The following is a 25,877-nucleotide window of genomic DNA, read 5'->3' as shown; positions in this document are numbered from 1 at the left end:
ATCCGGCAAGATACGTCGTGATGTCATCTTCGCTCGGCGACGTGCTCGCCACTTTGGAGCTCGAGAGGGTCGACGAGTGGCTCTTCGTCGGGCAGCAGTTGCCTGCGCCCGCCAACCATATTCTCGGCGGGCATATTTCCGCTCAGGCTTTGTTGGCGGCAAGCCACACCGCGCCGGGTCGCGCACCGCACAGCGTCCACACGTATTTCCTGCGGCCAGGTGATTCGCGTCGGCCGGTTGACTTCGAAGTTGTCGACCTCCAAGAAGGCCGCACGTTTTCGGCGCGACGGGTCACTGCGCGCCAAGACGGCAAGATCCTGATGGAAGCGATGTCATCGTTCAAAGTCGCCGATTCCGCACCCGCTCAGGTCGTCTACCAATCACCCATGCCAGAGGCCTCCAGCCCAGAGTCCCTGCCGTGGGTTGCGCCGCATTTGGCGGAGTCCGACGAGAGTGCACAGGGGCGGTGGGCGAGCCTGCGCTGGTTCGAGCGCCGCATCATCGACACCGAGGTCGCTCCACCCGCACGGGCGCCGATGTGGTGGCGACCCGACGGGCAGGTTCCCGATGACCCGGCGCTGATCGCCAGCCTGGTGGCCTACCTGTCGGCGGTGACGTTGACCGAGCCGGCATATGCAGCACGCGGTGGCGTCGGGGCGTCAGCTCAGCGTGACCATTCGGTGTGGTTTCACGCTCCGGCGGCGTTGTCGGGTTGGCTTCTCTACGACCGGTCGTCGCCGAGTAGCGCCGGTTCGCTGGCGCTCGCGAGTGGGACGATGTTCAACCGCAACGCTGAACTGGTGTGCACGGTCAAACAAGAGATGTACTTCCCGCCGCACACAGCCTGAAACTCCGCCTCGATGGCCGCATCGGGCTGGGTGGGTAATCATCGGATGTCGTCAAAAGCTTCTGCCCTGCAAGGATATTCGTCACGGTGACGTATTGTCGGCGATAGGCGGGGAAGCGGAGCAGTGGATTCGCGGGCCCGTTCCGGGCTTGCGCCAGCCTGGCGACCCTTGTCATCGCCGTCGCGTCCGCCGGCGCCGAGTGTGACGAACCTCAACCGGCAACAGTGACGTAGGTCATAGACCCATCGGCGTCAATCGGGTCATCCTGGCCTCTTCGTTTGCGTATCTAATGGCTGGGAGCGCGATGGCCGACCTCGACTTTGCCTATGACCTGACCCTCGACGAGGCGCGTAGACGCAGCGCGATGCTCGAAGCGATGGGTGACGACTGGGACCCCATCGCCGTGCTCGGCGAGGAACAAAAGGCCTACGAAATGCTGTACTCGAATCTGGATGAGGAGCAGCAGCGGGTCTATGACCGGTTGGTCCGCGCCGGCGTTCTGCCCGAACGGACCATTGCCCGTGTTACCGATTGATCCGACCGCCGACCGAGGCCGCCGTGCATGGTTGCCTTGCCCGTGCTGCGATCACCGGGCCAAATGTGGTGATTGCCGAAGCAGCCGTAACTGCGATACGCACTGGCAGTATCTGCTGAGCAACAGGGGCACGTTGGTGCACCTGCAGTGCTCGGATTGCGGCCATCTCTGGTCGACCGACACGCATCGCCGCACACGTCCGACGCGGTGGGGACACAAGCCGAACTAACCCCGAACCAACGCCTATCCCAATAGCCTTGCGCTGCAGAGTCATTCGTCACAGTGACGTATTGGCGGCAGGGGGCGGGGGAGCAGGGGATGGGTGTTCGGGAGGCGGCGTGGTATGCAGCAGCATGGTGCCGGGTCATTGCCTTGGAGTGTCGTCTCGTCAGCGATTGGATCGTGAAGCTCGCCGTGATGTACGGGCGGCGCTAGGCGCGGGGGCCGGGGCCGGGTGACATTCCGAACGCGTCTGCGGTCCACTGAAATTCGTCACAGTGACAAATTGATGCCAGTCTCGCTGGAAGGCCGGGTGGGGCCAAACGATCGGCCCGTTGCGCGCGACTGACCGTCCAGTGCCGTGACGTTGAGTTGTCAGTTCAGTGGCGCGACGCTCAAGTTGTCGCCCGGCGCCCGAACCGCGGGCGTTTCGTCGGGACTGTCGGCGTGCGAGGCGGTTGGGGGCCTAGGCATTGCTGTCGGCTCAACGTCGCCGCCGCCAATGGCTGGAACTCGGCGTTAGCTTTTGCCGATAAGCGACATTATGTCAACTTAGGCTCGCCGTGTTCATCAGCTGAATCAGCTCCATCACAAACGCAGATTCCCCACTCCCGTCGGACCGGCGATCAAAAACATGCTGGTTGACCGCGTGTTTCGAGAATCTTGAGTAGCCGAATCAGGACGTGGCGTGCAACCGCCGGCTTGACACGCCGCGGCAGGTTCGACGTGCAGCAAGGTCGAATGCTGTCCAGTTGCCGCAGGCGCGGTTGGTGCATGGGGGTCCATGGCAGCGAGTGAGTCAGCTAGGGCTGAACGCTTGGTCTCGACATCATCACGGACGGTCACGACGACTCCCCTAGCCCCGGGTCGACTCCAGCGCTCAAGCCCGCTGAGCGGCGATCCAGGATCTGTTCCACGGCCAGAGTAAGCCGGGCGCCATCGGAGGATCCGGTTGCACTGCGCCAGGCGACATATCCGTCGGGGCGCACGAGAACCGCCCCGTCGTGGCTGATCTCGTAGTGATCGAAGAACGCGTTGTCGTGGTCGGCCAGGCCGGGCTCGTCGATGGCATAGCTGACGATGGGCACCCCGAGTCGGCGCGCAGCATCAGTCGCCGCCCTGCGCCAGATTTCTCCGCCGGGACCTGTAAGCACAGTGAAGCCGGCGCCGAAGAGGTCGAGTGTCGATATCGGGTCACGTTCATCGCCCAGCCATACATGTGGTGCCCGGCAACCCGGCGTCGCGCAGGGCGCGTAGTCGCTATAGCTATCTTCGACGTCGGGAGGCGTTGTGCCGTCGTCGATGACGGCGGCCGAGTGATACACGGTGCCGAACTCGACGCCGAAATGATTACCGAAGCGTCGGCTCTCCCGCTCGGCCTCCTCGGCACTGAGGTCACTGCCCGCCGGGTAGTAATAGGCCGCGGCAAGCCGCGCGAGATTGCGGTGATTCTGCAAACACTGTTGGATCGTTGTGATCGCGGCTGGGCGACGTTCGTCCTCATAGGTTGTGAGCAATGACCACCAGGCCATACCACGGATACACAAAGCCAACTTCCACATGGCGTTGTGCATGCCTTGCAGCCCGGTATTGACGCCTAGGCCCCCGGTGGGGGGAAATTGGTGGGCGGCATCGCCAACTAACACCACGCGGCCCTGTACCCAACGATCGGCGATAGTTGCGTTCATCTGCCACAGCCCAACGCCTTTGACCTCGACGTCGAGGTCGGGCACGCCGACCGCGCCGCGGACCCACCGCCTTACTCGCTCGACGTCCCAGTGCTCGCCAATCCACTGGTCAGGCGATACACCGATTTGGCACAACCAGCGGCCGCGGGCGTCGAGTGGTTGCAGCAGACCGGCGGCGTCCGGGTTGGCGACGAAAAACACTACGCCCCGGCGTTCTCCGAGATGGTGTTCGATATCGGCGCGGAAGTAGCAGTTGACGAAATGATGAAGGCCCTGTTCGCCGTTCAAGGCGATGCCCAGCTGCGTGCGTACCGTACTGTCGACACCATCGGCGGCAACCAGCGCTTCCCCGGCGAGAGTGTAGGTGTCGTCCGTCGCGTTGACTCGGACCGCCACGGTCGCTTCGGTGTCGAGGTCGCTTGACCCGGACAGCACGTCGGTGACCTGGTGACCGAAGCGAAGATCGACGATTCCCGTGGCCTCCGCGGCGTCACGCAGAATGGCTTCCGTCAGGTCCTGTGACGACATGATCGGCAGCACCGGGCTAATCGTCGGCCCGGGACCTTCGAAACCTCGCGTCTCGATCTGACCCACCTCCTGGCCGACAATGGTGTCCAGATATCTCATCGGGCTCTTCCAGCCTGGCGGGGTGTCAATGCCGCGTAGCTGTTGATACACCGCACTTCCCCACCCACGGGCGATCTCCATCGTCCGCGCATTTAGATTGCGGGCCTTGGGATGCCACGACGTCGAATCATGTCGCTCAATAACAACGCTGGGAACATTGAAGCGGGCGAGCTCTAGCGCAGCAGACAGCCCGACTGGGCCTCCCCCGACGATGATCACCGGTTTATGGAGCATGGCTGAGTTCACCTCGTTGTCCAAATTCATCAGGGGTCTAGGTGTTGGCGCAGATAGCGGTGCCTGCGCCGCGGCGGCGGGTAATCACGAACCCAGCGTCGGCGATCATTGCCCGATCGGCCTCGCCGGGCTGTCCCGAGGTGGTGATTTCGCCAGCAGACAACGACTGAAGGATGCAACCCCTAAGTCCGGGACGATGGTGTTATCACGGAAGAACGTCGGCCCAGACCGTCTTGCCAACCGGGGACACATCGCAGCCCCATTGATGGGCGATTTTGGCGATCAGCGCGATGCCGCGCCCCCCTGGCTCATACGGACCAGCGTGTCGCACCTGCGGTCGAGACTGCGAGGCATCCTCGACCGCAAAGCGCACGCCCACCGGGGCCGGCGACATCACCACGCGGAAGGCGCTGTTGGCATGCACAATGGCGTTGGTGGCTAGCTCGGTGACAATGAGTGCCGCATCGTCGACTAGGTGCGACAACTTCCAGTCCATCAGCGTGTCGATGGTGAAGTGACGTGCCGCCGCAACAGCGGCGGCCACCGGAATAAACAGCTTGCGCGCGACCGGATCTGGGCCCATGAACCGATCTCCTGGCATGTCAGTGGCGTCACCGAGCAGGCTAAGTTCGGAGTGCAGTTGACACATCGAATTCAGCGCCTGCAGCGACCCATCATCAAATGAAGTGCTGGGATAGGCGCACATCAAATAGAACTGCCGGGTCGCGGCCAAGTCGTTCCACAACGCCTCAAGTGCCAACGCTCCGGTGGCATTGCCCTGATCCCACAGCACGGCCACCATTTCGCCATATACCCGCACCGGCCGCCCACCACTTACGGCCGCATCCACGATGCCACCGATCGTTGCCTCGAACGCTGCCGGATCCGGGGCACCTTCCCTCATGAACTTTCGAAGAATTTCGGCGGCGTCGAGGAGGACCAAGGTTTCCGCATCGAGCCGCGAACCTGGGTCGAGCATGCGCGAGATCGCCGCGAGGTGCTGGGCGGTAGCCACAACGACGACGCTTTCACTCTGCGACAACCCGTGCGAGATAAAACCGGCCAGCGTCTCCAGGAGATGGGTGTCATCGGTGTAGACGTGCACCACATGATCATGCGGCGATCGTTCGCCCAGCTTATCGATGGTCCGGCCGCGTTGCGACATTGTGCTCACCCGCTCTGTAGGCAGGGCTGGCTAGGCCCTTCTAACCAGCCCATGTCGGTCAGGCTTAACACACGTTTCACCACATCTGCTGACCGAACGATGTGGATGTTGCATCCTTTTCAGCCAGGCTTCGATGAGCCTTGGCGAGAACATCAAGGGTACTCGCAGCCATGAAGTGCAGGCGGCCTCTACGTCAACGTAAATGCCGTCGATATCAAATTGACCGAACGCGCACGCGGACAACTCAGCGCCGTTGACCAATTGCGCAAACGCGATCCGGCGCTACTGGCCTAGCACTCCCACCAGGGACCGATGCTATGCCGCATGTGCGCGCGATGTGCTGGTCAGTGGAGAGCCTCGATTCGGGTCGCGAGAAGTGCTGTCCATTCGGCGAGGTAGCGATCGTCGGGGACACGGACGTGGGGTTGATGGAACAGGCTGGAGGCAAAACGTACCCCGAGGATCCCGTTCACTCCGAGCGCAGCCAGGACAGCGCGGTCGTCGTTGGCCAGTGCCGGCGCCCAGCTGGCGATCCAGTCGTCCAGTTCGGCGTTGAGTCCGTCGATGAGCGCGGCGTAGGCGGTCTCGAGACGGGCCGAATGGCCGGAGGGTGTGCGGGCGGCGATCTGGAGCAGTTGGATTTCCTCGTCGACGACGCTGAGCAGGTAGCGCCCCAGCACGGTCAGTTCGGCGCGTAAATCGCCGAGCCCGGCGAACAGTGCACGGATATCGCGCATCGCGCTGCGACGGTCCAGTTGGCGGTCGATCCCGGCGTCCAGCAGGGCATCCTTTGACTTGAAGTGGCGATACAGGGCGCCCGAACCCGCGGCCAAGCCGGCAGCGGCTTCGATCTGCGAGACGCTGGTGGCTTCAAATCCCTTGGCGCTGAACAGCCGCATCGCCTCGGTAACCAGCCGTTCTCGCGTCGACACGGGTGCAGTCATTGACCTCTCCAAAGTGATCACTTACATTTAGCAAGAGTTTACTACACACGGTGGGTACCGCGGGAGGATCAGATGGCACAGCACGACAAAGCCGTGCCGCAAGGGCGTGTCCGGCGCACCATGCCGCTGGCGGGCTTCGCTGCCCGCGCCGCCGGGGGACGGTTGGTCGCCGGATTGCGAGAGCGCACCGGTGATGACGGCGCGGTCGAGCGGTTTCACGAGCGCACCGCTGAGCGCTACACCGAGCTGCTGGGCCACTCCAAGGGCGTGTTGATGAAAGCCGGCCAAATCATGTCGATGGTCGACGCCCGCGCCGTCGGCACTGGCGGATACTGGCCCTATCAAAAGGCTTTAGCCCGCCTACAGGCTGAGGCACCGCCGATGCACCCCACGCTCGTCCATCAGGTCCTCAAGCGGGAGCTGGGTTCGGCTGTGCGGCATATCGCTGAATTCTCCGATGAGCCGATCGCCGCGGCCTCGGTCGGCCAAGTGCACCGAGCGGTGCTCTCGGACGGCCGCGAGGTGGTCGTGAAAATCCAGTATCCCGGTGTCGCGCAGGCGATCCGCGACGACCTCGCCAACACCGAACTGCTGGCAACCTTCATGCGGTTTGTCACCGCGGCATCAGGGATCAAGCTCGATATCCGGACCCTGGCGCGCGAGGCTGCAGCACGCATTGCCGAAGAGGTCGACTACCGCCACGAAGCGGCCACCATCACCGAGTTCAACCAGCTCTACCGCGGCCACCCCTTCATCCGCATCCCCGACGTCATACCCGACGCCTCCAGCGACCAGGTACTGACGATGACCTACCTGGACGGCATGGACTACCCCGCCGCGCAACGCGCCGACCAGGATCTGAAAAACACTTGGGCCGAGGCGATCACGCGGTTCGCCAATAGCTGCTATCGACACGCCAACCTGGTACATGCTGATCCCCATCCGGGCAATTACCGCTTCAATGCCGATGGCAGTGTCGGATTCCTGGATTTCGGTTGCGCGAGCCCTTTCCCGAGAAGCAGCGCTGGCTGTACGTGGCCTTTCAGTGGGCTGCCATCGAGGGGCGCCTCGAGGACTGCCGTGAATTGTTGACCCAATTGGGCTTCATCGCTGCCGATTCACCACTGAGCGCCGATGATCTGCAGCCCTGGCTGTCGACCCTTGTCTATGAGATGGGTATGCCTCAGCCGGTGACCTACACACCCGACACCATTACTCGCACCATCGCCGGGTCCCTCGACATTCGCGACTCGGACCACCCACTCGCCCAGACGACAGTGCCGCAAGAGTTCGCCTTCAGCTCTCGGATCGCACTCGCTACCAACAGCATCCTCGCTGGTCTGCAAGCCTGCCTACCGATCCGGTCCATCTGGGCCGATATGAACGGCGTCGCCGAACCCATCACCGAGCTGGGCAAGCTGCACCACGCCTGGGTGCGCGAACGCGGTCTGCCTGGGGCCTTGGACCATCATGACCACCCCTGACGTCCAAGCCGACGTGCGCCTGCCATGGGATGCCGCAAACCCCTACCCGTTCTATGAGGCATGTCGTCGGCAGGGCAACGTGGTCTGGAACGACACCGCCGCAGCGTGGTTGATCATCGGCTATGACGCGGCGCGGCAAATCTTGGGCGGACCCGGCTGGACGAGCAACCCACTGGCCAACCCCAACACCCCGGCCGCCTTGCGGCTGACGGACCCAGATATCTTGCGTCGCAATATCTTATTCACCGACGGCGCAGACCACCTGCGGCTGCGCAACACAGTTCGAGACATCTTCACCCGCAACTTCATCGCCGGCCTGCGCGACGGCATCGCCACGATCGCTGTGGACACAATTGACGCCGTTCCCGCCGGAGTCGAGTTCGACTTCATGACCGACATCGCACTACCCCTACCGATCGCGGTCGCGGCAGCCTGGATGGGACTCGACATCAACGCCGCACGACTACTCCGCGAGGAGTCCCCCGCCATCACCCGAATGCTCACCGACGCTAGTGACACCATCGCCATCGAACACGGCACAGATTCCCTTGCCACCCTGCTGACCGAATTTCTGCCACTGGCCGCCGACCGTCGCAGCCACCCCGGCGACGACCTAGTCAGCTTCATCGCCGCGGACACCGAGCTCGAACTCGACGACGTCGTCACCACCGCCATCATCATCGCCATCGCCGGCCACGAAACCACCGCTAACTTGTTGGGCGCCGCGACGATTCGCCTCCTAACCCCCGAGCACAACGGCATCCCGCCGATCGAGACCATTGACACCATCGATGACCGAGTGCTTACCGAACTGCTGCGCCTCGACGGCCCCGCACACGCCGTGACGCGCACCGCCACACACGACCACGTCCTTGGCGATGTCACCATCCACGCTGGCGAACCTGCCCTCGTCATACTCGCCGCAGCCAACCGTGACCCGACCGTCTTCAGCAAACCCGACCAACTCCAGGCCGGCCGCGCCGGCCCCGCACCGCTCGCCTTCGGTCACGGGGCCCACTACTGTCTGGGAGCCGCATTGGCCCGCCTCGAAACAGCCCTAGCTTTACAGCAGGTCCTGGCGCGCCGACCCGCCCTGCGCGGCGCCACGACATGGCGCGACAACCCGGCCATCCGCGGTCCCCAAACGCTCCCCTGCGTCTTCACCACCCCACCAGCGCCATCGAAGCGTTAACCTGCAGCTGACCAAACCGACGTCCCTGTCCGTTAACCTGTTGGCAGACAGTATAATTCAACGGCCCGAGTATTCTCGATATCCGCGCGTGGGTGTAATATGCACGCGAGCCGCGCGCAAAACGCGAGCATCCTGTCTTAATCGAGTCACTGTCACACAGGGGTATCAGTAGTTACGTTTGTGGGTCCGTTACAGAGTCCCGAATCGCGGTGCCAAGCTTCAAAAAGCCCTGCGGTCCGCTGTTAAACTATTGTCAAGATCGCGCCCGCGGCGACGCCAATCACCGCCACAAGGGCCACCAAAATCACCGTGATCGCCGCGCGCACGATCTCTTCTTCCGTCAGTCGCCAGCGCGGCTTCAAGTCGACGAGAACGGTGTCCCCTCGACAGGCAAGTGCGTTCACTTTTGCGACCGCCAAAAGGACATCGTCATGCCCCGCGTCTTTCTCGACTGGGTCGTGCGCGGCGATTGTGGTCGTCATATCAGCCCCCCAGGCTTGCGGACGCCGATAGGCGTGAGTGGAAAGGTCGAACGCTTCGGCCTTCTCGTATATCCAAAGATACGACTGCGAGATCACGATTGCGGTAACGATCCTTAACGGTCGCAGCACACAGTCGTGCTCCCGCACTGCGCGGCGAGCCGTGTGAGCCGCCGTCAAGCTGCCATCGTGGTGGAAGACCTCCCCCGGCTCCAGCGCGCGGGAGGAATATGCACGAATCGAATATGGAGGATTACCGGTAAACCACGGCATATTGCGTCTGACGCATCAGCACTCTTAAACCGTGCCGACCGCCGACACACCCGCCGATTTCGTTTGCGCCCAAGGCGTTCCGTTGGCCGTCCTACGAAATGATCGTTCGCGCAGACGCTCAAGTACCGGCGTGATCGGATCGCGCATCAAATCCACGATATTTGCAGTTTGATGAACGCCTGATTCGGGCTACAGCCCGGACGGTACGACCTTGCCGTTTACCGTCACCTCGACCTGGTCGGTCTTCGGGTTGTACGCGATGCTGCCGTGCTCGAAGTTCGACACGAGCTGATCGCCGACGGCGTTCTGGTCGCTGACGGGGAAGCCCAGCGGACCCGCCGAACCGTTATTGCCGGTGACCGCAGGCACGCCGTCCGGGTCGCGTGGGATATTCCAGGCCTCCCGGATCTTGCCCAGGGTGATATATGCGGGCGTGCCGGCCTCGTCGTTCTTGGCGGTGATCACGCCGCCCTGGAACTGCTGGAATACCACGCCGCTCTCCCGCTTTCCCGCGTTGCGGTCACCTGTCAGTGGTTTGCCGAGAGCCTCCCTCTGATTCTCGGTTGCCGACGAGTACTTGGCAGCGATCGGGCCGGTCAGAGTCACCTCGACGTCGCTCTCCCCGATGAGCTTCACCTCGGTGGGCGGCGCTGGGGCTTTAGACGTTGAGGTGGCGTTCACCCCGACCTGAGGCGGTGCCGACGCGTCGACGCTCTTGCCATTGCTGCAGCCCACAGCGATCAGCGCGACGGCGGCAAGGCCAACGATTCCGGCGTGGCGGTATGCGATCGTTCTCATCGGCTTCCTCTCGCGTCTTCTTGAGTGGCGCAGGCGGTCGCGGCCTTCGTAGCTCCGAACGAACTTACAACGCGGTCATAGACGGCGAGCCAGAGCACCTGAATTAGGATCATCGGTGCTCGATGAAATCCACCATGGGCTCGGCGGGCGAGTTCCATGACATCCATCGATGTCCGGCACGGCAATATGCAGAAGTTGAATATGCAAGTTACCAGTAACCCCCGCTCGAATCGTTAGCATGCTGTGCGGCAATGCCTTTCGTAGCGAGCTCTTCGTCCGATAACTCGGCGATTGACGTTCGCGCGTAAGCGTTTCCGAGTCCCCGAGCCCGCAGCGTGCAGAGAGACCGGGGCGATGGTGCTCACGCTGGGATCGTGGGTTGCGGGCTGGCCAGAGGCCGCCTGACGCTCGCCCCTTCTACAAAGATTTGACAATTTCTCGTGTGGCGTCGCGATGAGTTTTGCCCTCCGGCACAGTCTGATCTCCATGGGCAAACTCATCTATGGCTTCAACGTGTCGGTGGACGGGTACATCGCCGATCCACAAGGCAACATCGACTGGTCCGATCCGAGCGAAGAACTGCACCAGTACTGGAACGACTTCGAGAGGGAGACCGCCCTGTCGCTCTACGGGCGGCGGCTCTACGAACTGATGTCCGCGTACTGGCCGACCGCCGACACGGCCCCGGACGCCACCCCTCTGATCGTCGACTTCGCCCGCATCTGGCGCGATATGCCCAAGGTCGTCTTCTCGCGCACCCTGGAGTCCGTCGACTGGAACTCGCGCCTGGAACGGGGCGACCCAGTCGAGGTGGTGACGAAGCTGAAAGTCGAAACCGACGGCAGGCTGGAGGTGGCCGGCGCGACGCTGGCCGCACCGATCGTGCGGGCCGGGCTGGTGGACGAGTACCGGATCGTGGTCGCGCCCACCGCGGTGGGCGGCGGCACCCCGTTCTTCCCGACACTGCCGTCATGGATCTCGCTGCGACTGTTGGAAAACCGCACCTTCCCCGGCGGCACGGTCCTGCTGCGCTACGCGGCGAAACACGACTGATCGGACATACATAACCAGGTGACCTGCGGATGCACTATGACGTACACGACTTGAGCGGCACCCCTTACTCCTGCTGCAGGGCGACCTGTTCGACATCCACCAGCAGTTCGGCGAACTGCTGCCCGGGAACTCGCAGAACGAATGAAGCAAGGAGCTCTGCCCTCCGCCGATAATGGCGGTGGTGACGGGCTATTCGATTAGCGCCGCGCCAAGCCTGAGCATTCGGCGGGTGCCGGCGAGGTCAAGCGCGTCGTGCTACACGAGATCGCACATCACTTCGGGATCAGCGGCGAGCGGTTGATCGAGCTCGATCGCGACTGACGCGGTTGCTGATGCTCCACCCGGCGTCTTGCCCTTGCTGATAGGTCGGTGAATGACCGCCCGGGGTTCCGGAAACTATAGGGAAATCACCTATTTAGCCGCCCGCGTCACCGCGATACTGTCGGCTCCTGCAAGTCTGAAATGAGATGAGTTGAGTGGTGGCAAATGCCCACTCCCGACAGAGGAAGCCCAATGATCAAGCGCACCTTTATCGCTATACCTGCTGCCGTGTTGGCGTTCAGCGGCCTGGCATTTGCCGGAGTCAGCGCCGGAACCGGCGTCGCACACGCCCTGCCCTGTTCTAACGACGTTACGGACGTAGATTACTGCGGTCGCGGAGGCGGCGGCGGCGGCCACGGCCACAGCCCATTCGGTACTGGTCCCGGTCAGATTGACCTCACCCCCGGCGTTACGCAAAACGGTCCGATTAACCTCACGCCGGGCGCCGGGAGGTAGAGAAAAGCGAGCTTGCCCTGGATCGATACGTGAGGTCTGCGATCTCGACGTAGACGATCTGTCGCCAGTTTCGGAGCGCAGCTCCTTGGTCAGCGGCCTTCGATGACCGGGTGTGCCACAAATTTCTGGCGTTCGCCGAGCCGACGAAAGCTAGGCGGTCATCGTTGCCGACCGACCGGGAAGTCGGCATGAACGGGTCTTGCTTGGTTATGCGCTTGGGCGAACTGGCTTTCGGCCATCGTCAGCAAAGTACTGCGTATTGCATGTGATGAATCATCGGTACCCCAGAGCGCCAGCGGTGCGGTGAACACTCGCCCACCTCGGGGTCGGGCTTCACCGTTACTCCATATCGGTGTGAAGTTCCCAGGGCTGCATGCCGAGGAGACCCGCCAGGTGCCCCTGCATCTGGACGCCCGAAGGTAGCGGGCGCCACCATATGGTCACCTCGGCGATCTTGCCGTCCGCGTCAAGCAGGATGTAGTCCATCCCGTTGACCACCGTGTCTTCGATCTGCAGCCGGAAGTACGCGGCGTGGTGCGTCGCGCCGCTGAGGACTTCCTTGTAGGTGAGGTCGGCCGCTACTGTGCCGACGGTCCGCATGGCTTCCAGGACCGCCTCGCGGCCGGTGAGTGGCTCATCGTCGAGTGGGCCGTACAGCACCACGTCCTCGGCGAGGATTTCCGAAAGAGCGTCTTTGTCTGCGCCGCCGTGCATGCAGTCGACGAAAAATTCCACGGCGTCGCGGTGCGGGGCGAACGTGGTCATGGTGACTCCTTGTGTCTTAGTCGCTCGTAGTGTGGGAGACCTGATCGGTGCGCCCACCCGTTCGAGTCGGTGTGCCAGGACTAGATCGCTGAGGTGCCGCCGTCGACAACCAACTCCATGCCGTTGACATAGCTCGAGTCGTCCGAGGCGAGGAACAAGGCGACCGACGCGATCTCCTCAGGGCGGCCCATCTTTCCCCGCGGAATCAGGGATTCGAACTGCGCCTTCATCTCCTCGTCGAACAACTCCTCCTGCTTCGGCGTCGCGACCTGGCCGGGGGTCAGCACGTTCACCCGGATCTTCCTGTCCTTCAACTCGGACACCCACACCCGCGCGTAGGCGGGCAGCACGGCTTTGCTGGCTGCGTACACGCTCCACTCGGGGTAGCCCTTGAGCGAAGCGTTTGACCCGGTCATGAAGATCGAGCCGCCATCGTTGAACAGCGGTAGCGCCTTCTGGACCGTGAACAGCGTGCCGCGCGCGTTCAGCCCGAAAGCGGCGTCGAAGTGCTCCTCGGTGATCTCGCCGAGACTGCTCTGCTGACCCGTCCCGGCGCTTGCCCACAACACGTCGATCGCGCCCTTTTCCTGCTTGACCGTGTCGAACAAGCGGTCCAGATCGTCGAGGTCGGCAGAATCGCCCTGCACGCCGGTCACGTTCCGGCCGATCACTTCGACGGCATGGTCCAGCGCGTCCTTGCGTCGGCCCGAGATGAAAACGTGTGCTCCTTCGTCAACGAACAACTTGGCACCGGCCAGCGCCATACCACTTGTCGCGCCGGTGATCACCGCGACCTTGCCATCGAGTTTTCCCACGATCACTCCATTCTTTAGGTAATTCAGATTATGTACACCGACCGGCGTGCTTAACGTATCGGACGGGGATGCGAAACGCAAGCTATGCACACCGGTCGGTACCCAACTGGGCTACGCTTGGTGCGTGACGGAGTTAGGGAAGGGGCCGCGCGGCCTGCGCCGCGGCAGGGGCGCACGAGAACGCATCCTCGGCGCTTCACGACAACTGTTCCGCGATCAAGGCATCAACTCCACCGGCCTGGACCAGCTCTGCGCGGTGGCCCAGGTGTCCAAGCGCACGTTCTACCAGCACTTCACCGGCAAGGACGCGCTGATCGCCGAACACCTACGCCGATTCGATCCCGACCTCCTGCCCGAGGTGTTCGACCGCACCGACCTCACACCCCGCGAACGACTCCTCGCCGCCTTCGACATTCACGGGCCCCTGTGCCCGTTCATCGCGGCGGCCGTCGAAATCCACGACCCGGGCCACCCGGCACGCGTGCACGCCCGCGACTACAAGAAAGCCTTTGCCGCGCGGCTCACCGAAACCGCGCGCGAGGCCGGCGCCACCAACCCCGAACAGCTCGGCGAACAACTGGCGCTACTTCTGGATGGCGCCTCGGCCCGCAATCGAGTCCTCAACACCGAAACCTTCGCCACCGCCGCCGCCATCGCAGCGGTCCTCATCGACAACGCCATCCCCACGCCAACGGTGCCGCCCGGCGCAGACGGGAACCTGTCGGCCGGGACGGAGCCGCGTGCCGGGTCCGGCGGCGAGCTCAGCCGACGTTGACGCCCCCGAGCCGATGGCGCTGATGCTGCTCATGATGTGCTCTCTCCCCTGATCTCGATCTTCCGCCGTGTCGCGTTCTTCGCGCGTCGGGCCCAGCGCGTCGGCACCGGCGTGCTGGGACCGCTGCCCTCTTGTCAGGCAGCGCCGCATCCGGCCCATCCGCCTCTGACGGCCGCTTCGTGCTGCTGATGCGCAGCCAACGTTGTTATGTATACCGATCTGAGTGCGTAATGTACTGATGGCTAGCCGCAATGCATGCTATGCACACCGGTCGGTACCAAATTGGGTTGACTTATGTCTGCGATTTAGAAGGTTTGCTAGCAGAGATATTTCGCGACCGTCTCGGCGTACTCGTCGAACAGTCGCACCGACTCGTTGTGCGGGGCGGGCGGTAGAAACAGATCAGGCTGCCGAAGCCGAGTTCCTGTGCGACGAACCAGTACTCGGTGCCCAGGATCGACAAGCGCGTTAGCAAACATCAGGTTTGAAATTCCGAGCTTTGGATAATCGTCACCTGTGAATCAGCTGCCGCTCTTGGACAGCCGGCACATCACGAAGGGAGCCCGACGTGGCGTTCTCACGCATTGCATCGAAAACAACGGGAGCAACAGCTGTATTGGTGGCGGCCGGAATCTTCGCGGCGACACCGGCATTCGCCGATCCTCAAGTGCTGCAATTCGGCCAGATGGCAGAGATTTCCAGTATGGGCGGCACCATCGACTACACCGTGAGCAACCTGCAGCCCAGCGGCCACAACGACGGCGTGTGGTATTCCGACGTCACGGCCAAAGGAGTGAGCGGTAACGCAACTCCGAACATTGCCGACTTCAATGCTCGGGCCGTCAACAGCTCAACGTTCGCGGTGATGAAGGGCAACCAGACCGACGGCCTTCCTGAGGGGCCACTCCCCTTAGGCAACCCTGTCACTGGGCGCATTTACTTCGACGTTCGCAACGGTACGAACCCCGACAGTGTCGTCTACCGGGACGCCGGAGGCGCGGACAAAGTCGTCTGGAAGAGCTAGCAACTCGACTCATGCACTCCGCCTCATCGGGGAATACGCACGATTCGAATATGCCACATTTCCGGTAACTACTGGGTTTTGCACCAGATGAATCACTACCCAGGACATGTCTGCTGCAATGGTTTCGGACATGCTGATCTGGCAGCAGTTAACGCATACGCGTATGAGGCTGCTGTGCAGCAGGATTCAGTCCAGCTCGATCGGTCGAGCAATATTGCTGAGTCATCAGATGAATCAACGCGTGGTGCCCGCGTGGCGCAGTATGCCGCCATGCCTTAGCGCCGCTCCCCCGCAGGCGCGGTCAGACCGTTAATTCGCCGCGCGTGACGGTTAGAGCTCTTCCGGTGAGGTCGACGCGGCTCCCGTGCAGGTGCACGTCTACGTAGCCACCGCGTGCTGATACCTGGTGTCCGGTCAGGGCGGTCTTGTTCAGCTTGACTGCCCAGTAGGCGCCAAGTGTGCAGTGGGCTGAGGCCGTGACTGGGTCCTCATCGATGGTCGCCCGCGAGCGATTCAGTCGTCGATCTTCCAGGTGATGCCGTTGGCGGCGAGGCCGTTGAGGAAATCGGCGGCCGGGAGGGTCTCGGCCGGCGCGCGACAGCCCGGCGCTGCGGCCATCTGGAGGGTGCCCACGGCGGCGATCACGGCTGTGGTGCCGTACGTGTCGGGGCCCTGCGCGCTGGCGCGGGCACGTCGACCGTCAACAGTGGCAACTTCCACGACGATCGCCCAGCGCTGGTCGCGCCGACCGCCGTCGGACGGGCCCTCGGGCATATCGCGGATCGCGTCGTCGGGGATCGTTCCGGAGAACCGTTGGGCTAGTTCGGATTCCACAAAACCCTGGACATGGGCGACCTGGACGTGGCGGGGCACCGAAATGGGTTCCTGCAGGGCGAACCTGGTCACCGGCGAGGGGTCGTCCCCGGGGAACGCCATCGTGGCCAGGCGCGGCCTGACGTCGGCGCACCATGATCCGTTCTCGTATGCGAGTCCCCCGGTCTTGAGGACATCGACGGTGCCGAAGAGCGACCGCATCGAGCCCCGCGAGATGCCTGCCGACCCCGTGATGCGATGTCCTGAAAGCACTTCCAACAGGGGGCCGCCCCCCAGATGGTCGGCAAGCACTCGGGCTAGGAGATCGCCGGGCACGCCGCTGTCGGTCATTGCGGGCGTGACCACGACACCGGCTCGCTCGGCATCGGCGGCGCAAGTGTCGTAGATGTGCTTGATGTGGAGTTGCTCGCCCGAGGTGTCGGTGTAATGGCAGCCCGCCGCGATAGCCGCGTTCGCGACAGCCGCGCCCTGCGGAGTGAAGGGGCCCGCGCAGTTGATCACCGCGTAGGCGCCGCGGAACGCCCTCACCAGACTGTCGTGGTCGGTGGCGTCGGCGACCCGAGCCTCGGCATCGGGCAGCCGCGCGGTGATCAGGTCGAGGCGGTCCCGGTCTCGTCCGACGAGGATCAGGTCGAGGTCGCGACGGGCTAGTTCCGCGACGACGAGCCTGCCCTGGTAGCCATACGCTCCGTAGATTGCGATCTTCATCGCTCGAACATAGGACGGCTGGGTAAGATGGCAAATAATTAACGATCTTGGATAGATACGTGGTCGTCTTTATATAAAGGGTTTGGCGTATGGATGTCCTGAGCGACGTTATCGCGTCTGTCCGCACTGGACGGCCGCATTCCTCGCGAACCACGAAGCGGGCGCCCTGGGGGGCGTGGTTCGAGGCCTCGTCGGGCGCTGGCTTCCATGTGATGCTGGCCGGGACTGGCTGGCTGATCCCGCAGGGCAAGGATCCGATACCGCTCGGGGTCGGTGATGTGGTGTTCGCCGCCCGCGGCGTCGCTCACGGCCTGGCCGACAGCCCGTCGACGCCGCTAGAGGTGTCCAACACGGTCATGTTGAATGAAATCAAACCCGCACAGGCAGACGGGGAAGCGTCGGCGGTAATGCTCTGCGGTGCGTATCGCATGGACGGCGCGCGGTCACATCCGATGCTGGACGAGTTGCCCGACATCATCCACTTGCCGGCCCGGCTCGGGCAACGCGCGCCACTGCGCGGCGCCATCGACCTGCTCGCCGCCGAGATGGAACACCCGGGGCCCGGCACCGACGCGGTGGTGCCGGCTCTGCTGGATACGCTGCTGCTGTTCCTGCTGCGCGCCTGGTATGACGAGCACCCCGCCTCGGGATGGGCGCAGGCGCTTGGCGATCCGCAGATCGGTGCGGCGTTACGCGCCATCCACGACGATCCCGCGCGGCCATGGACGGTACAAGAGCTAGGCGTGACGGCGGGATTGTCACGGGCCGCATTCGCCCGCCGGTTCACCGAGCTGGTAGCGCAGCCCCCGATGGCGTACGTGACCTGGTGGCGTCTCACCACCGCCGCCCGTCTGCTGACGAGTGGCGACGCACCTTTGGCAAGCATCGCCAAACAAGTCGGGTACACCTCGGAATACGCCTTCGCCAACGCGTTTAAGCGCGAGTACGGGACCGCTCCTGGCCGATATCGGTCCAGCAGATCGATGCCAGCGTTGGGCGCCTTGTGAGCGTTCCGAACGAAGGTGCTCGGCCATCACCGGTTGACACCAGCGCCCCACCACCGCGGTTGGTTCATCCTTGAGTCATGGAGGAAGTCATTCGAGACGGTTACGGCTGGCGGATCGGCATAGCTTCGGACGTCGACTGGATCAATACGGGGACATCTGCCGGCTTGACGATCATCTCAGCGATCCCGCCAGTCTTCGATGACTACGCAACTGTCGTGCTGCCCAAAAACGCCGCAGAGCAGCCGCACCATGATCGGGCCGTCATGGCTGTCCTCAAAAGCCAGTCGCCGGATCAGCGATGGTGGCTCGGGTATCTCGAACGTGGCGGAAGTGACATCGTCTTCCCCGACGCCCCGCCGGTTAGCTTGTACTCCGGATGGCCGTACGTGCTAGTGCAGGCCGGCCCCCAAGAAGCCGCCAGCTGGCGTCGAACCGGCGCCACTCCAATTCGTCCATACCTGTTGCCCGACCTGATGTTTCCTGCGGATCGGTCCTGGCTGGTCTCAACACTGTGGGACGACGACTGGACCTGCGTCGGTGGGCCAGTTCTGCTGGTGGACGCGTTGCTGGCTCACCCGGATCTGCGATATCGCGTGCGACGGGTCGGCCTCAATGAGGACGCGACTCCACCGGGCCATCGGGCGATTTGAGGCAGACCCATGCAGGGCCCTCCGCCGGACTCGCGGCGCCGCATCGGGGATATCAATACGGCTGGATCGAATACGGCGGGTTACCCGTAGAAGTCGCCGTCTATATCTGATGAATCAGGTCGGCCCCGATCCAACCAACTCGGTCCGTGGGGCGTTCTGTCAGATTGTCTGTCCTAGTGCAACTTTCGATCAATAACTGTTGCACTGTCGACTCCGACTACTTGTATCCGACCAGCAAGAAGTTCGGCACTGGTCTCGTCAACCAAGTACGCATGTGAAACATGTGAAACGGGCCGTCTCATTGGTGACGCACAGCCGTCTGGTGAGGCCAGGGCTCATGCTCGGTGTCAATTCGTCGTCGATGTGAGGCTCCACCAAAAATGTAGGGAAAACCCTGATTCGTCGAGGTTCTACACCCGGCTAGCGTCGATCTGTCGGAAGCGACGGTCCTGCCCGTGAAACCGCGGGTTGCGAATCTAAAGGGGACCCATGACGAATCGTTTCGAAGATTGGGGCGGTCCGACGACGACCACCATGGGTTCGGCAGCTGAAGCAGCCATCCCATCGACCAAATGCGCAACTCGGCCGATCGTCGGCCTCCTTGGCGGCGGTCGCAGTGGTCGCCCTTATGATGGCGGGTTGCCCGACCTCCCCCGGCCGGTCGGCGTACCTGATGGTCACGGCCCGTTGATGGCGCCTGAGCCGAGTGCGACTGCGAGCCATCGGGCGCGACGCGCGTCGCATCACCTACATCGACAGGAGAGAACGGCATGGGTATAAACGAATGGTTCTTGCGGACAACTCCACCCCCACAAACGGAGCTCTTTCTGCTGCGTCGCGGCCCATGGCTTGGGGTGTTCGCGAGTCTCAATCCCTTCTTCATCGGCGATCTGATTGAGCGCCCGTTAGCGCGACTGGAACTCACCGACCGGACGGTGCGCTGCACCCTGGTGAGGGGACACAAATTGAAACATGGCGGTTGGCTGGCACGGCGACTGCAAATCCCCGATCTCGCGGAGCGCGTCAAAGCCGGCGAGGAGGTGACGGTTTTCGAATTTCCTCGCGGCGCGTACCACATCAAGTGGCCGAAGCTCGGCGCGGGGACTCTCTTCGAGATCAGCGAACCCTCGTCGCCCCCGTGGATCGTGTCCTTCGGCATGCCGCGAGACTACGAACGCGAGTCATGGTTCGCGGTCTACGACTTCTTGATGATGAGCGAGCGACTGCAGTGGCGCGAGGCGCTGAGTCCGACGGCGCGCGAGCTTCCCCGAGTAAGCGAGAGCTGAGAAGAATGACGCGACCTGGTTTTGAGAGAGCCGACGTTCAACCTGTATCGGCCCGAAGTGTTCTCGCGCCGTGGTGGGTGAGCTGGCTGGTGAGTGCTGCGCTGGCCGCAGCCACGCTCGCCGCGATCGCGGCGCTACGGTCCCCAAGCTTTTTCACCGTGACTGGGTCGTTGTGGGGACTGCTCACGGTGGCGGGGTTTGGCCTACTCATTGCTGCGTCGGTGGTTTTCGTTCAGCGCCCGATGCGCCAGGCTTACGCTGCGGCACTGATGGGGCTCAGCGCCGAGCAGCGCGCCCAAATCGGTATGGCATTGCACCGCGGTGAGATTCCTTCTGATCCGCGCGTGCTTGCCGCTGCCGTCAGGATAGGCACGCTCAAGCTGGCCTACGTGCGCCGCGCGCTGCGCGGATGGAGGGCGAGGCCGAGCGCATGGTTGGTGCCTGCACTATTGCTCCTGGCCGGGGTTGTGGCCTTTGTAGGCAATGACATTCGGCAAGCCACGTTCCGGGTTGGGGGCGCGCTGTACATCGCGGCCTACTACGCTTGGCTCAGGTACCGGAGGGACCACCTGACTCAACACGTGGAGTCGTTGCGCGCCAACGCCGACAGCGACGTCGTGACCGCGGCGGATACGTTGCCGCGAACACAGCTGTGGAGGTTGATACCGCTGCTCATCACTATCGGAATCGCCGCCGCCACAATCGCGTATCTGTAGGATCGCGCAAATCGGACTGCCGCACAACCCTACTCGGTCGCCAACCTCGACTTTGAACACAACGACCTTCTGACAGTTCCGTTTACCGCGACTGATCTGGGTCCGGTGTCAGTGATTGGCCCATTACCGGTGTCGTCCCCGTAAGGGACCTTAATCCGTATCGGATTCTGATTTCGAGGCTTGAAGTTCTTGATAGAGCTGCGTTCGGGAGCGGATGTTGAGTTTGCGGTAGATGTGGCTGAGGTTGACTTCGACGGTTTTGACGCTGATGAACAGCGTGGCGGCGATGTCGCGGTTGGTCATTCCTGAGACAGCCAGCTCGGCGACGCGCTGTTGCTGCGGGGTGAGCCCGTCGGAGCTCCGTTTTCCCGAAACGCCACGTGTCAGTTCGGTTTTCAGGCGATCCACCCACAACTTGGCGCCGAGCTGTTCAAAGGTCTGCAGGGCGTCTCGTAATGTCGCCTTGGCTGTGTCGCGGTGGCGCTGTCGACGTTGCAGCTGGCCTAGCAGGAGTTGCGTGCGAGCGCGCTCGAACGGCATCGGAAGGCGTTGGTGTTCTGCCATGGCGAGATCGGCGGTTATGGTGGCGGCACTCAGGTCGCCGCGCCCGGCCTGCAACATCGCTCGACCGCGTGCGCCGATGGCCAACATCCAGGGGCGATCAAGCCGGCGGCCATTGCGCTCGAGGGCTTCGATCAGCGGCTCCGCCCCGTCGAAGCGGCCGAGACCGATCATCGCTTCGATGGCATCGGGAAGAAATGGTGCGACAAAGATCTCGGTTCCGTCCGACGCCTCGTTGAAGGCACGCAACAGAGGCTCGAGTGTGTGCAGCGCGGCATCGTAGTTACCCACGGAGACATCAAGAAAGGCCAACGTGGTGACCGGCCACACCATCACCAAGCCCGGAGAGTCACACCGCTCGCCGACTGCGAGGGCTTGGCCGGCGTCTCGCCGGGAGTCGTGCTCAAGACCGGTGTACGCCGCGGCCGCGGCACGCAGCATGAGGGCCACCGATAGCGGCAAGTCCCGGCCCAGTTGTTGCGCACGCTCCATGGCGTCGTCGGCGGTCCGAGTTGCCTCAGCGAAGTCACCGCGCCAAATCTCGTTGAGACCGCTGTGGAATGCGAACAGGATCAGTTCGCTTTCCTCGCCGCGCTCGATGTAGCTGCGCCTGATGGCGCGCAATTCCACTCGCGCCTGCTCGAGACGACCTGTTGCGGCCACCAGTATCGCGCTGTGCATCCTAGGGCGCAGCTGCGCCGAGACGGGCGCTTCGGAGTCGTCTAACTCAAGTGCGCGCTGCAGGCGGGATTCGTCGAGGCCCCCGCCGAGCAGGAATTGCACCAGCACTTGCATGCCCAAAGCCTGGCTGAGAAGGCCTGGTTGGCCGTGTGCCTCAGCACTGGCGACGGCGTCGTCAACGCTTTGTGCGGCACGAGTGCGTTGGCCGACGTTGAGTAGCGCGAATGACAGCGGGACCAAGATCAGGGTACGTAACGCGAGATCGTTCCCCACATCGGCGAGCGCGCGGTCCAGTAGGTCGGCGGCCTCACGTGAACTGCCATCGAGCAAACTCCATTGCCCCAGCAGCCGCAATGCCGCCGCCCGAAGTCGTGCCGGCGCAGGCCGTTCGACGGTTTGCTCCAGTACGGCCCGGGCGCGCCCGGCATCGCCGGCGTTGAAGTGGTAGGTCGCTGACTTGATTCGGCGCTCCGCGGTATCACCGCCGAGGCCAATCGCCAGCTCGAGCAACTCGGCGGCGGCGGCGGGCGCGCCCCTGGCCCGCGCCATCTCTGCTGCGGCATCAAGGGCTTCCACAGTCTGAGGCTCGCCTGTCGCGTCGGACAGAGCGAGGTGTCGGGCGCGCAACTCCGGTTCGGTGACGAGTTCGGCCAGACGCCGGTGCATTTCGCGGCGGCGGCGAGGTGGCGCTGCGCTGTAGACGCCGTGCGCCAGAATCGGGTGGGTGAAGCGCAGCTGGTTTCCGTCGATGGCCACCACCGCTTGGGTCTCGGCATCTCCGAGCGACTCCACCACCTGGTCCGGAGTCGAGTCGGTGGCCCGCGCAACCACCCACACCGTCGGATCGGGAAGGCTGGCCATTGCAAGGAGGACGTCCTCGGCGCCGACCCGGCTGATCCTCGAACGGACTAGGTCATTGAGGCTACTCGGCAGGCTCAATCCGGAGGCGCGGCCTTCGGCGCCGAGTTCCCGGGTCAATTCCAGCGCGAAAAAGGGGTTCCCGCCCGCCATCTCATGAATACGCAGGAGGGTGGGACGCGAGACGGACCTACCCAGTCGCGTCAACAGAACCTGATGCAATTCGGCAAAGCTCAACGGCTGCAACCGAATTCGACGCACTTCATCTGGGGTGGGCAGCTGCAGCCGCGATGCAGCCTCGGCGGTACGGCTTGTGCACACCAAGGCCGCACCGACCGGAAGCCGTCGCGCCGCGAACGACACCACGTGGGCGCTGGAGGTATCCACCCACTGCAGGTCATCGATTGCGATCAGCACCGGGCCTTCAGCGGCCAACCGGGAGACGACGGCCACAAACCCCGCCGCCACTGCCCTGGGATCGATCTCATGGGCGTCGACACGGTGCCGCAACAGCGCGCCATCCAGGGCCCGCCGCTGCGGCGTCGGCAGGTCCGCCCAGATTGAGTCATCGACCTCGCTGAGCAGGTCGGCCAACAGGGTGTAAGCCAGTACCGACTCGGCGGCGGCCGCCCGGCAGCTCAGCGCTCGAAAGCCACGTGCCCGGGCCTGGTCCAGGGCCTCAAGCCACAGCGTCGTCTTACCGATGCCCGGTTCTCCTTCGAGAACCAGGGCACAAGGCTGTCGCGGCACCGAGTCAATAAACTCAGCAAGGACTTGCCTTTCCGGTCGCCGGCTGACGAACTGCTCCGCCATATCGAGTCCTCGGTCCGGCTGTTAGACGGATAGGCCTGTACGGGCACAGGTAGGTCGCGACAACGGCTGTCGTTCTAGCCGCTCGACACCCATATTCCTCGCATCCTTCTGCTTACCGGCGCGCGTCGCGGCAACCCCGCCATGGGCGTTGGGGACTCAAGTCGATCGTCGTCACGGGCACAATTGTCGTCTAAACAGCCTAAGACAGCGCGCCGAGTTTGGGGCCGCAATCCGACCCTTTCGCGTGGAAGCCGAAATCCGCCGCCGTTCTCCCTACGACCCGGTCGATGGGCCTAGGTGATACCGGCTGGCATGCAACCGGGCCCACCCCAGGCCGGCCGCTATCGCCTCGCTGTGATCCATCGCAGTGTCGGGAAATATCGGATCAATCACCTGACGGAGCCGCCACGCCCTAGCCATCACTAGGTAAGTCACGCTCGAGGTCGATTCGGACAGTGACCGGAACGCTGGCTGAGACACGGAAAATGAAGCCGTCAGCACGGCCACTAAATCCGTTGGCTTCATCAAGTCGTCGCCGCCGAGCATGAGCATCATCATCGTCGAGAACGGTGGCAGAGCCGCTGTACCAGCGCCGGCCCACTTTGACACGCACACTCGGATCCACGACGAGATTTTTCACGTAGTCACAGGCCCTTCCGTGCTCGGAAACCAACCAGAACACATCATCGTCGAGTCCGTTGCCGACCGGAGTCAGGCGCCGCTGACCACTGCGCCGTCCAGTGGTCTCCAAGAGCGCAAACGCGCGCGGCGCAATGCCGAGTCGCAGCACGGCCCTGAACAAGGGATTGAAGACCAATCTCTCTAACCGACGCTGAATTGAGCCTTGGGATGCCATGTGAATTAGTGTGCAACAGAATTCATCACGACGAGGGTTTGTTCGACGTGGCGCGCCACGCGCCAGCCCTGTGCGGTGGCCCGTCCTATTCCTGCTCTACCACAACACTTTCCACGATCGAGGCGATCAAGGCCAGCGGGACGCGAAAGTGATCACCAGGACGTCGCGCTGCGCCGGTCCGTAGCAGTCGATCGGGCGGATCGAGGAAACGCCGTGGATAGTGCGGCGATCGTCGCCCACCAGCAACGTGCCGGGCTCGGTCAGCGTCGTCGTCAGCAACTGCCGGCCATCCAGGTCGCACACCAAGCTCTGGCCGCCGAGGGTATTGCGCCGTCCCACCAAAAGTGAGCTGACCAGGGTGACACCGTCACGGTGCATGCCCTCAGGTGTCGGCCGGCCGCCCCCGGCTTTGGAGTCGTAGGATCGGATGCGGAACGGATGCACCTTGACGTTCCAGTCGGTGATGTCGTCCAGGGCCGCGGCCACCCGTGCCAGCAGTTTGATCACCTTATGCAGCAAGGGATCTGCAGCGAACGCGTCGGTCAGCGGCTCGAAGTCACGACCCTTGCCGATGTAGAGAGGATTGGAGTCCTCCGGCTGCAGGAACGTGCCGTTGGGCATCGGATGCAGGATCCCATCGCGAAAAGAGAATTGGCCGTAACGGCGCAGGCGCTGCACCCCCAGCTGCGCCGCGTAGGGGTCAGGCGCCAAATGCCGCCAATGCCTGGCAAACCGCATCCACTCTTCTCGGCCCACGCCCAGACTTCGCCTCACATCGAACGAGGGGAGCACCGCGACGCCCGTCGCGGCAACCGCCTGGGGCGCGGCGTCCACCGGGTCGGCGGCCGACCGCTTCGTGCAGAGAATCCCCGTCACCGCGCCGGAGTACCGCAATTGCGTGTCGCTAAACATGTCCCCGCTTTACCGATGCGCCTCGGGCACCACGCGGACGAGTCGCCGGTTGGTATCTGGTTCGTTGGTCGTCCTACTCAACCCGGAACGGGGCGCGCATGCGTTTAATCTTTCTCCTGTCATTCGCCGATTCGGCCGAATCGGATATGGGGCGTCATTGGTAAATGCCTCTAGATGCGTAGTGCGGTGTGTCATAACATAATTCGAGCTGTGGGTTGAGCACCCTATCCGCAATTCCGAATTACGTTCTCGCGCAAGCGATCGAGTCGGGAGAGTCGCAGCCAGGATCGCGTCGCACTC

22 protein-coding genes and 2 pseudogenes are annotated in these 25,877 nt (G+C 63.2%); 12 read left to right on the top strand and 12 right to left on the bottom strand.

What is annotated here, in order from left to right; genetic code table 11:
* The first annotated feature begins 20 nt into the window (after positions 1-20).
* Together A5782_RS11990 and A5782_RS11985 are read left to right on the top strand one after the other, a co-directional pair.
* Positions 21-848 carry an acyl-CoA thioesterase II gene (locus A5782_RS11990; RefSeq protein WP_067099665.1) on the top strand — a complete coding sequence of 276 codons (828 nt, stop codon included), beginning with the start codon at positions 21-23 and terminating at the stop codon, positions 846-848.
* 304 nt (positions 849-1,152) lie between these two features.
* A complete protein-coding gene (locus A5782_RS11985) occupies positions 1,153-1,383 on the top strand; it encodes a DUF6400 family protein (RefSeq protein WP_231986659.1) in 231 nt (76 codons plus the stop codon).
* A 1,061-nt stretch (positions 1,384-2,444) separates the two neighbouring features.
* Here A5782_RS11985 and A5782_RS11980 read toward each other — a convergent pair.
* From A5782_RS11980 to A5782_RS11970, 3 genes are all read right to left on the bottom strand, one after another.
* Complete coding sequence (locus A5782_RS11980; RefSeq protein WP_197694198.1) at positions 2,445-4,151, bottom strand: FAD-dependent monooxygenase; 1,707 nt, start codon at positions 4,149-4,151, stop codon at positions 2,445-2,447.
* Between the two features lie 205 nt (positions 4,152-4,356).
* Positions 4,357-5,316 carry an MEDS domain-containing protein gene (locus A5782_RS26800; RefSeq protein ID WP_067099659.1) on the bottom strand — a complete coding sequence of 320 codons (960 nt, stop codon included), beginning with the start codon at positions 5,314-5,316 and terminating at the stop codon, positions 4,357-4,359.
* 344 nt (positions 5,317-5,660) lie between these two features.
* Positions 5,661-6,260, bottom strand: a complete 600-nt coding sequence (locus A5782_RS11970) for a TetR/AcrR family transcriptional regulator (RefSeq protein ID WP_067099657.1) — start codon at positions 6,258-6,260, stop codon at positions 5,661-5,663.
* A 120-nt stretch (positions 6,261-6,380) separates the two neighbouring features.
* Between A5782_RS11970 and A5782_RS11965 the strand changes: the two are divergent.
* A pseudogene (locus tag A5782_RS11965) lies at positions 6,381-7,744 on the top strand (ABC1 kinase family protein).
* Positions 7,731-8,936: a cytochrome P450 gene (locus A5782_RS11960; RefSeq protein WP_067099655.1), complete on the top strand. Its 1,206-nt coding sequence runs from the start codon at positions 7,731-7,733 to the stop codon at positions 8,934-8,936. The pseudogene A5782_RS11965 and the gene A5782_RS11960 overlap by 14 nt, the downstream one beginning before the upstream one ends.
* A 242-nt stretch (positions 8,937-9,178) precedes the next feature.
* Here the strand turns inward: A5782_RS11960 and A5782_RS11955 are convergent, their stop codons facing one another.
* Both A5782_RS11955 and A5782_RS11950 read right to left on the bottom strand, forming a co-directional pair.
* A complete protein-coding gene (locus A5782_RS11955) occupies positions 9,179-9,514 on the bottom strand; it encodes a hypothetical protein (RefSeq protein ID WP_231986658.1) in 336 nt (111 codons plus the stop codon).
* Between the two features lie 363 nt (positions 9,515-9,877).
* Positions 9,878-10,486, bottom strand: a complete 609-nt coding sequence (locus tag A5782_RS11950; RefSeq protein ID WP_067099653.1) for an LGFP repeat-containing protein — start codon at positions 10,484-10,486, stop codon at positions 9,878-9,880.
* Positions 10,487-10,972: 486 nt separating this feature from the next.
* On the opposite strand from A5782_RS11950, the gene A5782_RS11945 reads away from it, so the two are divergent.
* Positions 10,973-11,539, top strand: a complete 567-nt coding sequence (locus tag A5782_RS11945; protein ID WP_067099752.1) for a dihydrofolate reductase family protein — start codon at positions 10,973-10,975, stop codon at positions 11,537-11,539.
* A gap of 243 nt (positions 11,540-11,782) precedes the next feature.
* Positions 11,783-11,860 (top strand): annotated as a pseudogene (locus tag A5782_RS25470) (metallopeptidase family protein); the annotation flags it as partial.
* Positions 11,861-12,655: 795 nt separating this feature from the next.
* On the opposite strand, the gene A5782_RS11940 reads toward A5782_RS25470, so the two are convergent.
* Positions 12,656-13,081, bottom strand: coding sequence for a nuclear transport factor 2 family protein (locus A5782_RS11940; protein WP_067099651.1), 426 nt, complete (start codon positions 13,079-13,081; stop codon positions 12,656-12,658).
* 80 nt (positions 13,082-13,161) lie between these two features.
* Positions 13,162-13,896 (bottom strand): SDR family NAD(P)-dependent oxidoreductase, encoded by a 735-nt coding sequence (locus A5782_RS11935; RefSeq protein WP_067099750.1) that lies wholly within the window; start codon positions 13,894-13,896, stop codon positions 13,162-13,164.
* 124 nt (positions 13,897-14,020) lie between these two features.
* On the opposite strand from A5782_RS11935, the gene A5782_RS11930 reads away from it, so the two are divergent.
* Positions 14,021-14,671 (top strand): TetR/AcrR family transcriptional regulator, encoded by a 651-nt coding sequence (locus A5782_RS11930; RefSeq protein WP_067099649.1) that lies wholly within the window; start codon positions 14,021-14,023, stop codon positions 14,669-14,671.
* A gap of 568 nt (positions 14,672-15,239) precedes the next feature.
* A complete protein-coding gene (locus A5782_RS11925; protein ID WP_067099646.1) occupies positions 15,240-15,695 on the top strand; it encodes a DUF1942 domain-containing protein in 456 nt (151 codons plus the stop codon).
* A gap of 301 nt (positions 15,696-15,996) precedes the next feature.
* Here A5782_RS11925 and A5782_RS25465 read toward each other — a convergent pair whose 3' ends face one another.
* Complete coding sequence (locus tag A5782_RS25465; RefSeq protein ID WP_231986665.1) at positions 15,997-16,191, bottom strand: PhzF family phenazine biosynthesis protein; 195 nt, start codon at positions 16,189-16,191, stop codon at positions 15,997-15,999.
* 17 nt (positions 16,192-16,208) lie between these two features.
* A complete protein-coding gene (locus tag A5782_RS11920) occupies positions 16,209-17,237 on the bottom strand; it encodes a saccharopine dehydrogenase NADP-binding domain-containing protein (protein WP_067099644.1) in 1,029 nt (342 codons plus the stop codon).
* 89 nt (positions 17,238-17,326) lie between these two features.
* On the opposite strand from A5782_RS11920, the gene A5782_RS11915 reads away from it, so the two are divergent.
* The 4 genes from A5782_RS11915 to A5782_RS11900 all read left to right on the top strand — a co-directional run bounded on the left by A5782_RS11915 (position 17,327) and on the right by A5782_RS11900 (position 20,896).
* On the top strand, positions 17,327-18,244 hold the full coding sequence (locus A5782_RS11915) for an AraC family transcriptional regulator (protein WP_067099642.1): 918 nt from the start codon (positions 17,327-17,329) through the stop codon (positions 18,242-18,244).
* 77 nt (positions 18,245-18,321) lie between these two features.
* Positions 18,322-18,894, top strand: a complete 573-nt coding sequence (locus tag A5782_RS26145) for a hypothetical protein (protein ID WP_156623892.1) — start codon at positions 18,322-18,324, stop codon at positions 18,892-18,894.
* A gap of 770 nt (positions 18,895-19,664) precedes the next feature.
* The gene (locus A5782_RS11905) at positions 19,665-20,180 is read left to right on the top strand and encodes a hypothetical protein (RefSeq protein WP_156623891.1); all 516 of its coding nucleotides are present in this window, start codon (positions 19,665-19,667) and stop codon (positions 20,178-20,180) included.
* Positions 20,181-20,269: 89 nt separating this feature from the next.
* Positions 20,270-20,896 (top strand): hypothetical protein, encoded by a 627-nt coding sequence (locus tag A5782_RS11900; protein ID WP_156623890.1) that lies wholly within the window; start codon positions 20,270-20,272, stop codon positions 20,894-20,896.
* A 150-nt stretch (positions 20,897-21,046) separates the two neighbouring features.
* On the opposite strand, the gene A5782_RS11895 is transcribed toward A5782_RS11900, so the two are convergent.
* The 3 genes from A5782_RS11895 to A5782_RS11885 form a co-directional block, all read right to left on the bottom strand.
* Entirely contained in the window at positions 21,047-23,809 is a 2,763-nt protein-coding gene (locus A5782_RS11895; protein ID WP_067099638.1) for a LuxR family transcriptional regulator, read from the bottom strand.
* Positions 23,810-24,221: 412 nt separating this feature from the next.
* Entirely contained in the window at positions 24,222-24,665 is a 444-nt protein-coding gene (locus A5782_RS25460) for a nitroreductase/quinone reductase family protein (protein ID WP_082942888.1), read from the bottom strand.
* 126 nt (positions 24,666-24,791) lie between these two features.
* Complete coding sequence (locus A5782_RS11885) at positions 24,792-25,577, bottom strand: 2OG-Fe dioxygenase family protein (protein ID WP_082942887.1); 786 nt, start codon at positions 25,575-25,577, stop codon at positions 24,792-24,794.
* Positions 25,578-25,877 lie beyond the last annotated feature (300 nt).

Source organism: Mycobacterium sp. 852002-40037_SCH5390672 (assembly GCF_001665875.1).
Classification (GTDB): Bacteria; Actinomycetota; Actinomycetes; order Mycobacteriales; family Mycobacteriaceae; genus Mycobacterium.
This window is presented reverse-complemented; position numbering and strand designations above follow the sequence as displayed.

What these genes read in the sequence shown, in the direction of transcription:
- A5782_RS11990 (WP_067099665.1), top strand. Translation starts at nt 21, where the DNA reads ATGTCATCTTCGCTCGGCGACGTGCTCGCCACTTTGGAGCTCGAGAGG.
- A5782_RS11985 (WP_231986659.1), top strand. Translation starts at nt 1,153, where the DNA reads ATGGCCGACCTCGACTTTGCCTATGACCTGACCCTCGACGAGGCGCGT.
- A5782_RS11980 (WP_197694198.1), bottom strand. Translation starts at nt 4,151, where the DNA reads ATGCTCCATAAACCGGTGATCATCGTCGGGGGAGGCCCAGTCGGGCTG.
- A5782_RS26800 (WP_067099659.1), bottom strand. Translation starts at nt 5,316, where the DNA reads ATGTCGCAACGCGGCCGGACCATCGATAAGCTGGGCGAACGATCGCCG.
- A5782_RS11970 (WP_067099657.1), bottom strand. Translation starts at nt 6,260, where the DNA reads ATGACTGCACCCGTGTCGACGCGAGAACGGCTGGTTACCGAGGCGATG.
- A5782_RS11960 (WP_067099655.1), top strand. Translation starts at nt 7,731, where the DNA reads ATGACCACCCCTGACGTCCAAGCCGACGTGCGCCTGCCATGGGATGCC.
- A5782_RS11950 (WP_067099653.1), bottom strand. Translation starts at nt 10,486, where the DNA reads ATGAGAACGATCGCATACCGCCACGCCGGAATCGTTGGCCTTGCCGCC.
- A5782_RS11945 (WP_067099752.1), top strand. Translation starts at nt 10,973, where the DNA reads ATGGGCAAACTCATCTATGGCTTCAACGTGTCGGTGGACGGGTACATC.
- A5782_RS11940 (WP_067099651.1), bottom strand. Translation starts at nt 13,081, where the DNA reads ATGACCACGTTCGCCCCGCACCGCGACGCCGTGGAATTTTTCGTCGAC.
- A5782_RS11920 (WP_067099644.1), bottom strand. Translation starts at nt 17,237, where the DNA reads ATGAAGATCGCAATCTACGGAGCGTATGGCTACCAGGGCAGGCTCGTC.
- A5782_RS11915 (WP_067099642.1), top strand. Translation starts at nt 17,327, where the DNA reads ATGGATGTCCTGAGCGACGTTATCGCGTCTGTCCGCACTGGACGGCCG.
- A5782_RS26145 (WP_156623892.1), top strand. Translation starts at nt 18,322, where the DNA reads ATGGAGGAAGTCATTCGAGACGGTTACGGCTGGCGGATCGGCATAGCT.
- A5782_RS11905 (WP_156623891.1), top strand. Translation starts at nt 19,665, where the DNA reads ATGGGTATAAACGAATGGTTCTTGCGGACAACTCCACCCCCACAAACG.
- A5782_RS11895 (WP_067099638.1), bottom strand. Translation starts at nt 23,809, where the DNA reads ATGGCGGAGCAGTTCGTCAGCCGGCGACCGGAAAGGCAAGTCCTTGCT.
- A5782_RS25460 (WP_082942888.1), bottom strand. Translation starts at nt 24,665, where the DNA reads ATGGCATCCCAAGGCTCAATTCAGCGTCGGTTAGAGAGATTGGTCTTC.
- A5782_RS11885 (WP_082942887.1), bottom strand. Translation starts at nt 25,577, where the DNA reads ATGTTTAGCGACACGCAATTGCGGTACTCCGGCGCGGTGACGGGGATT.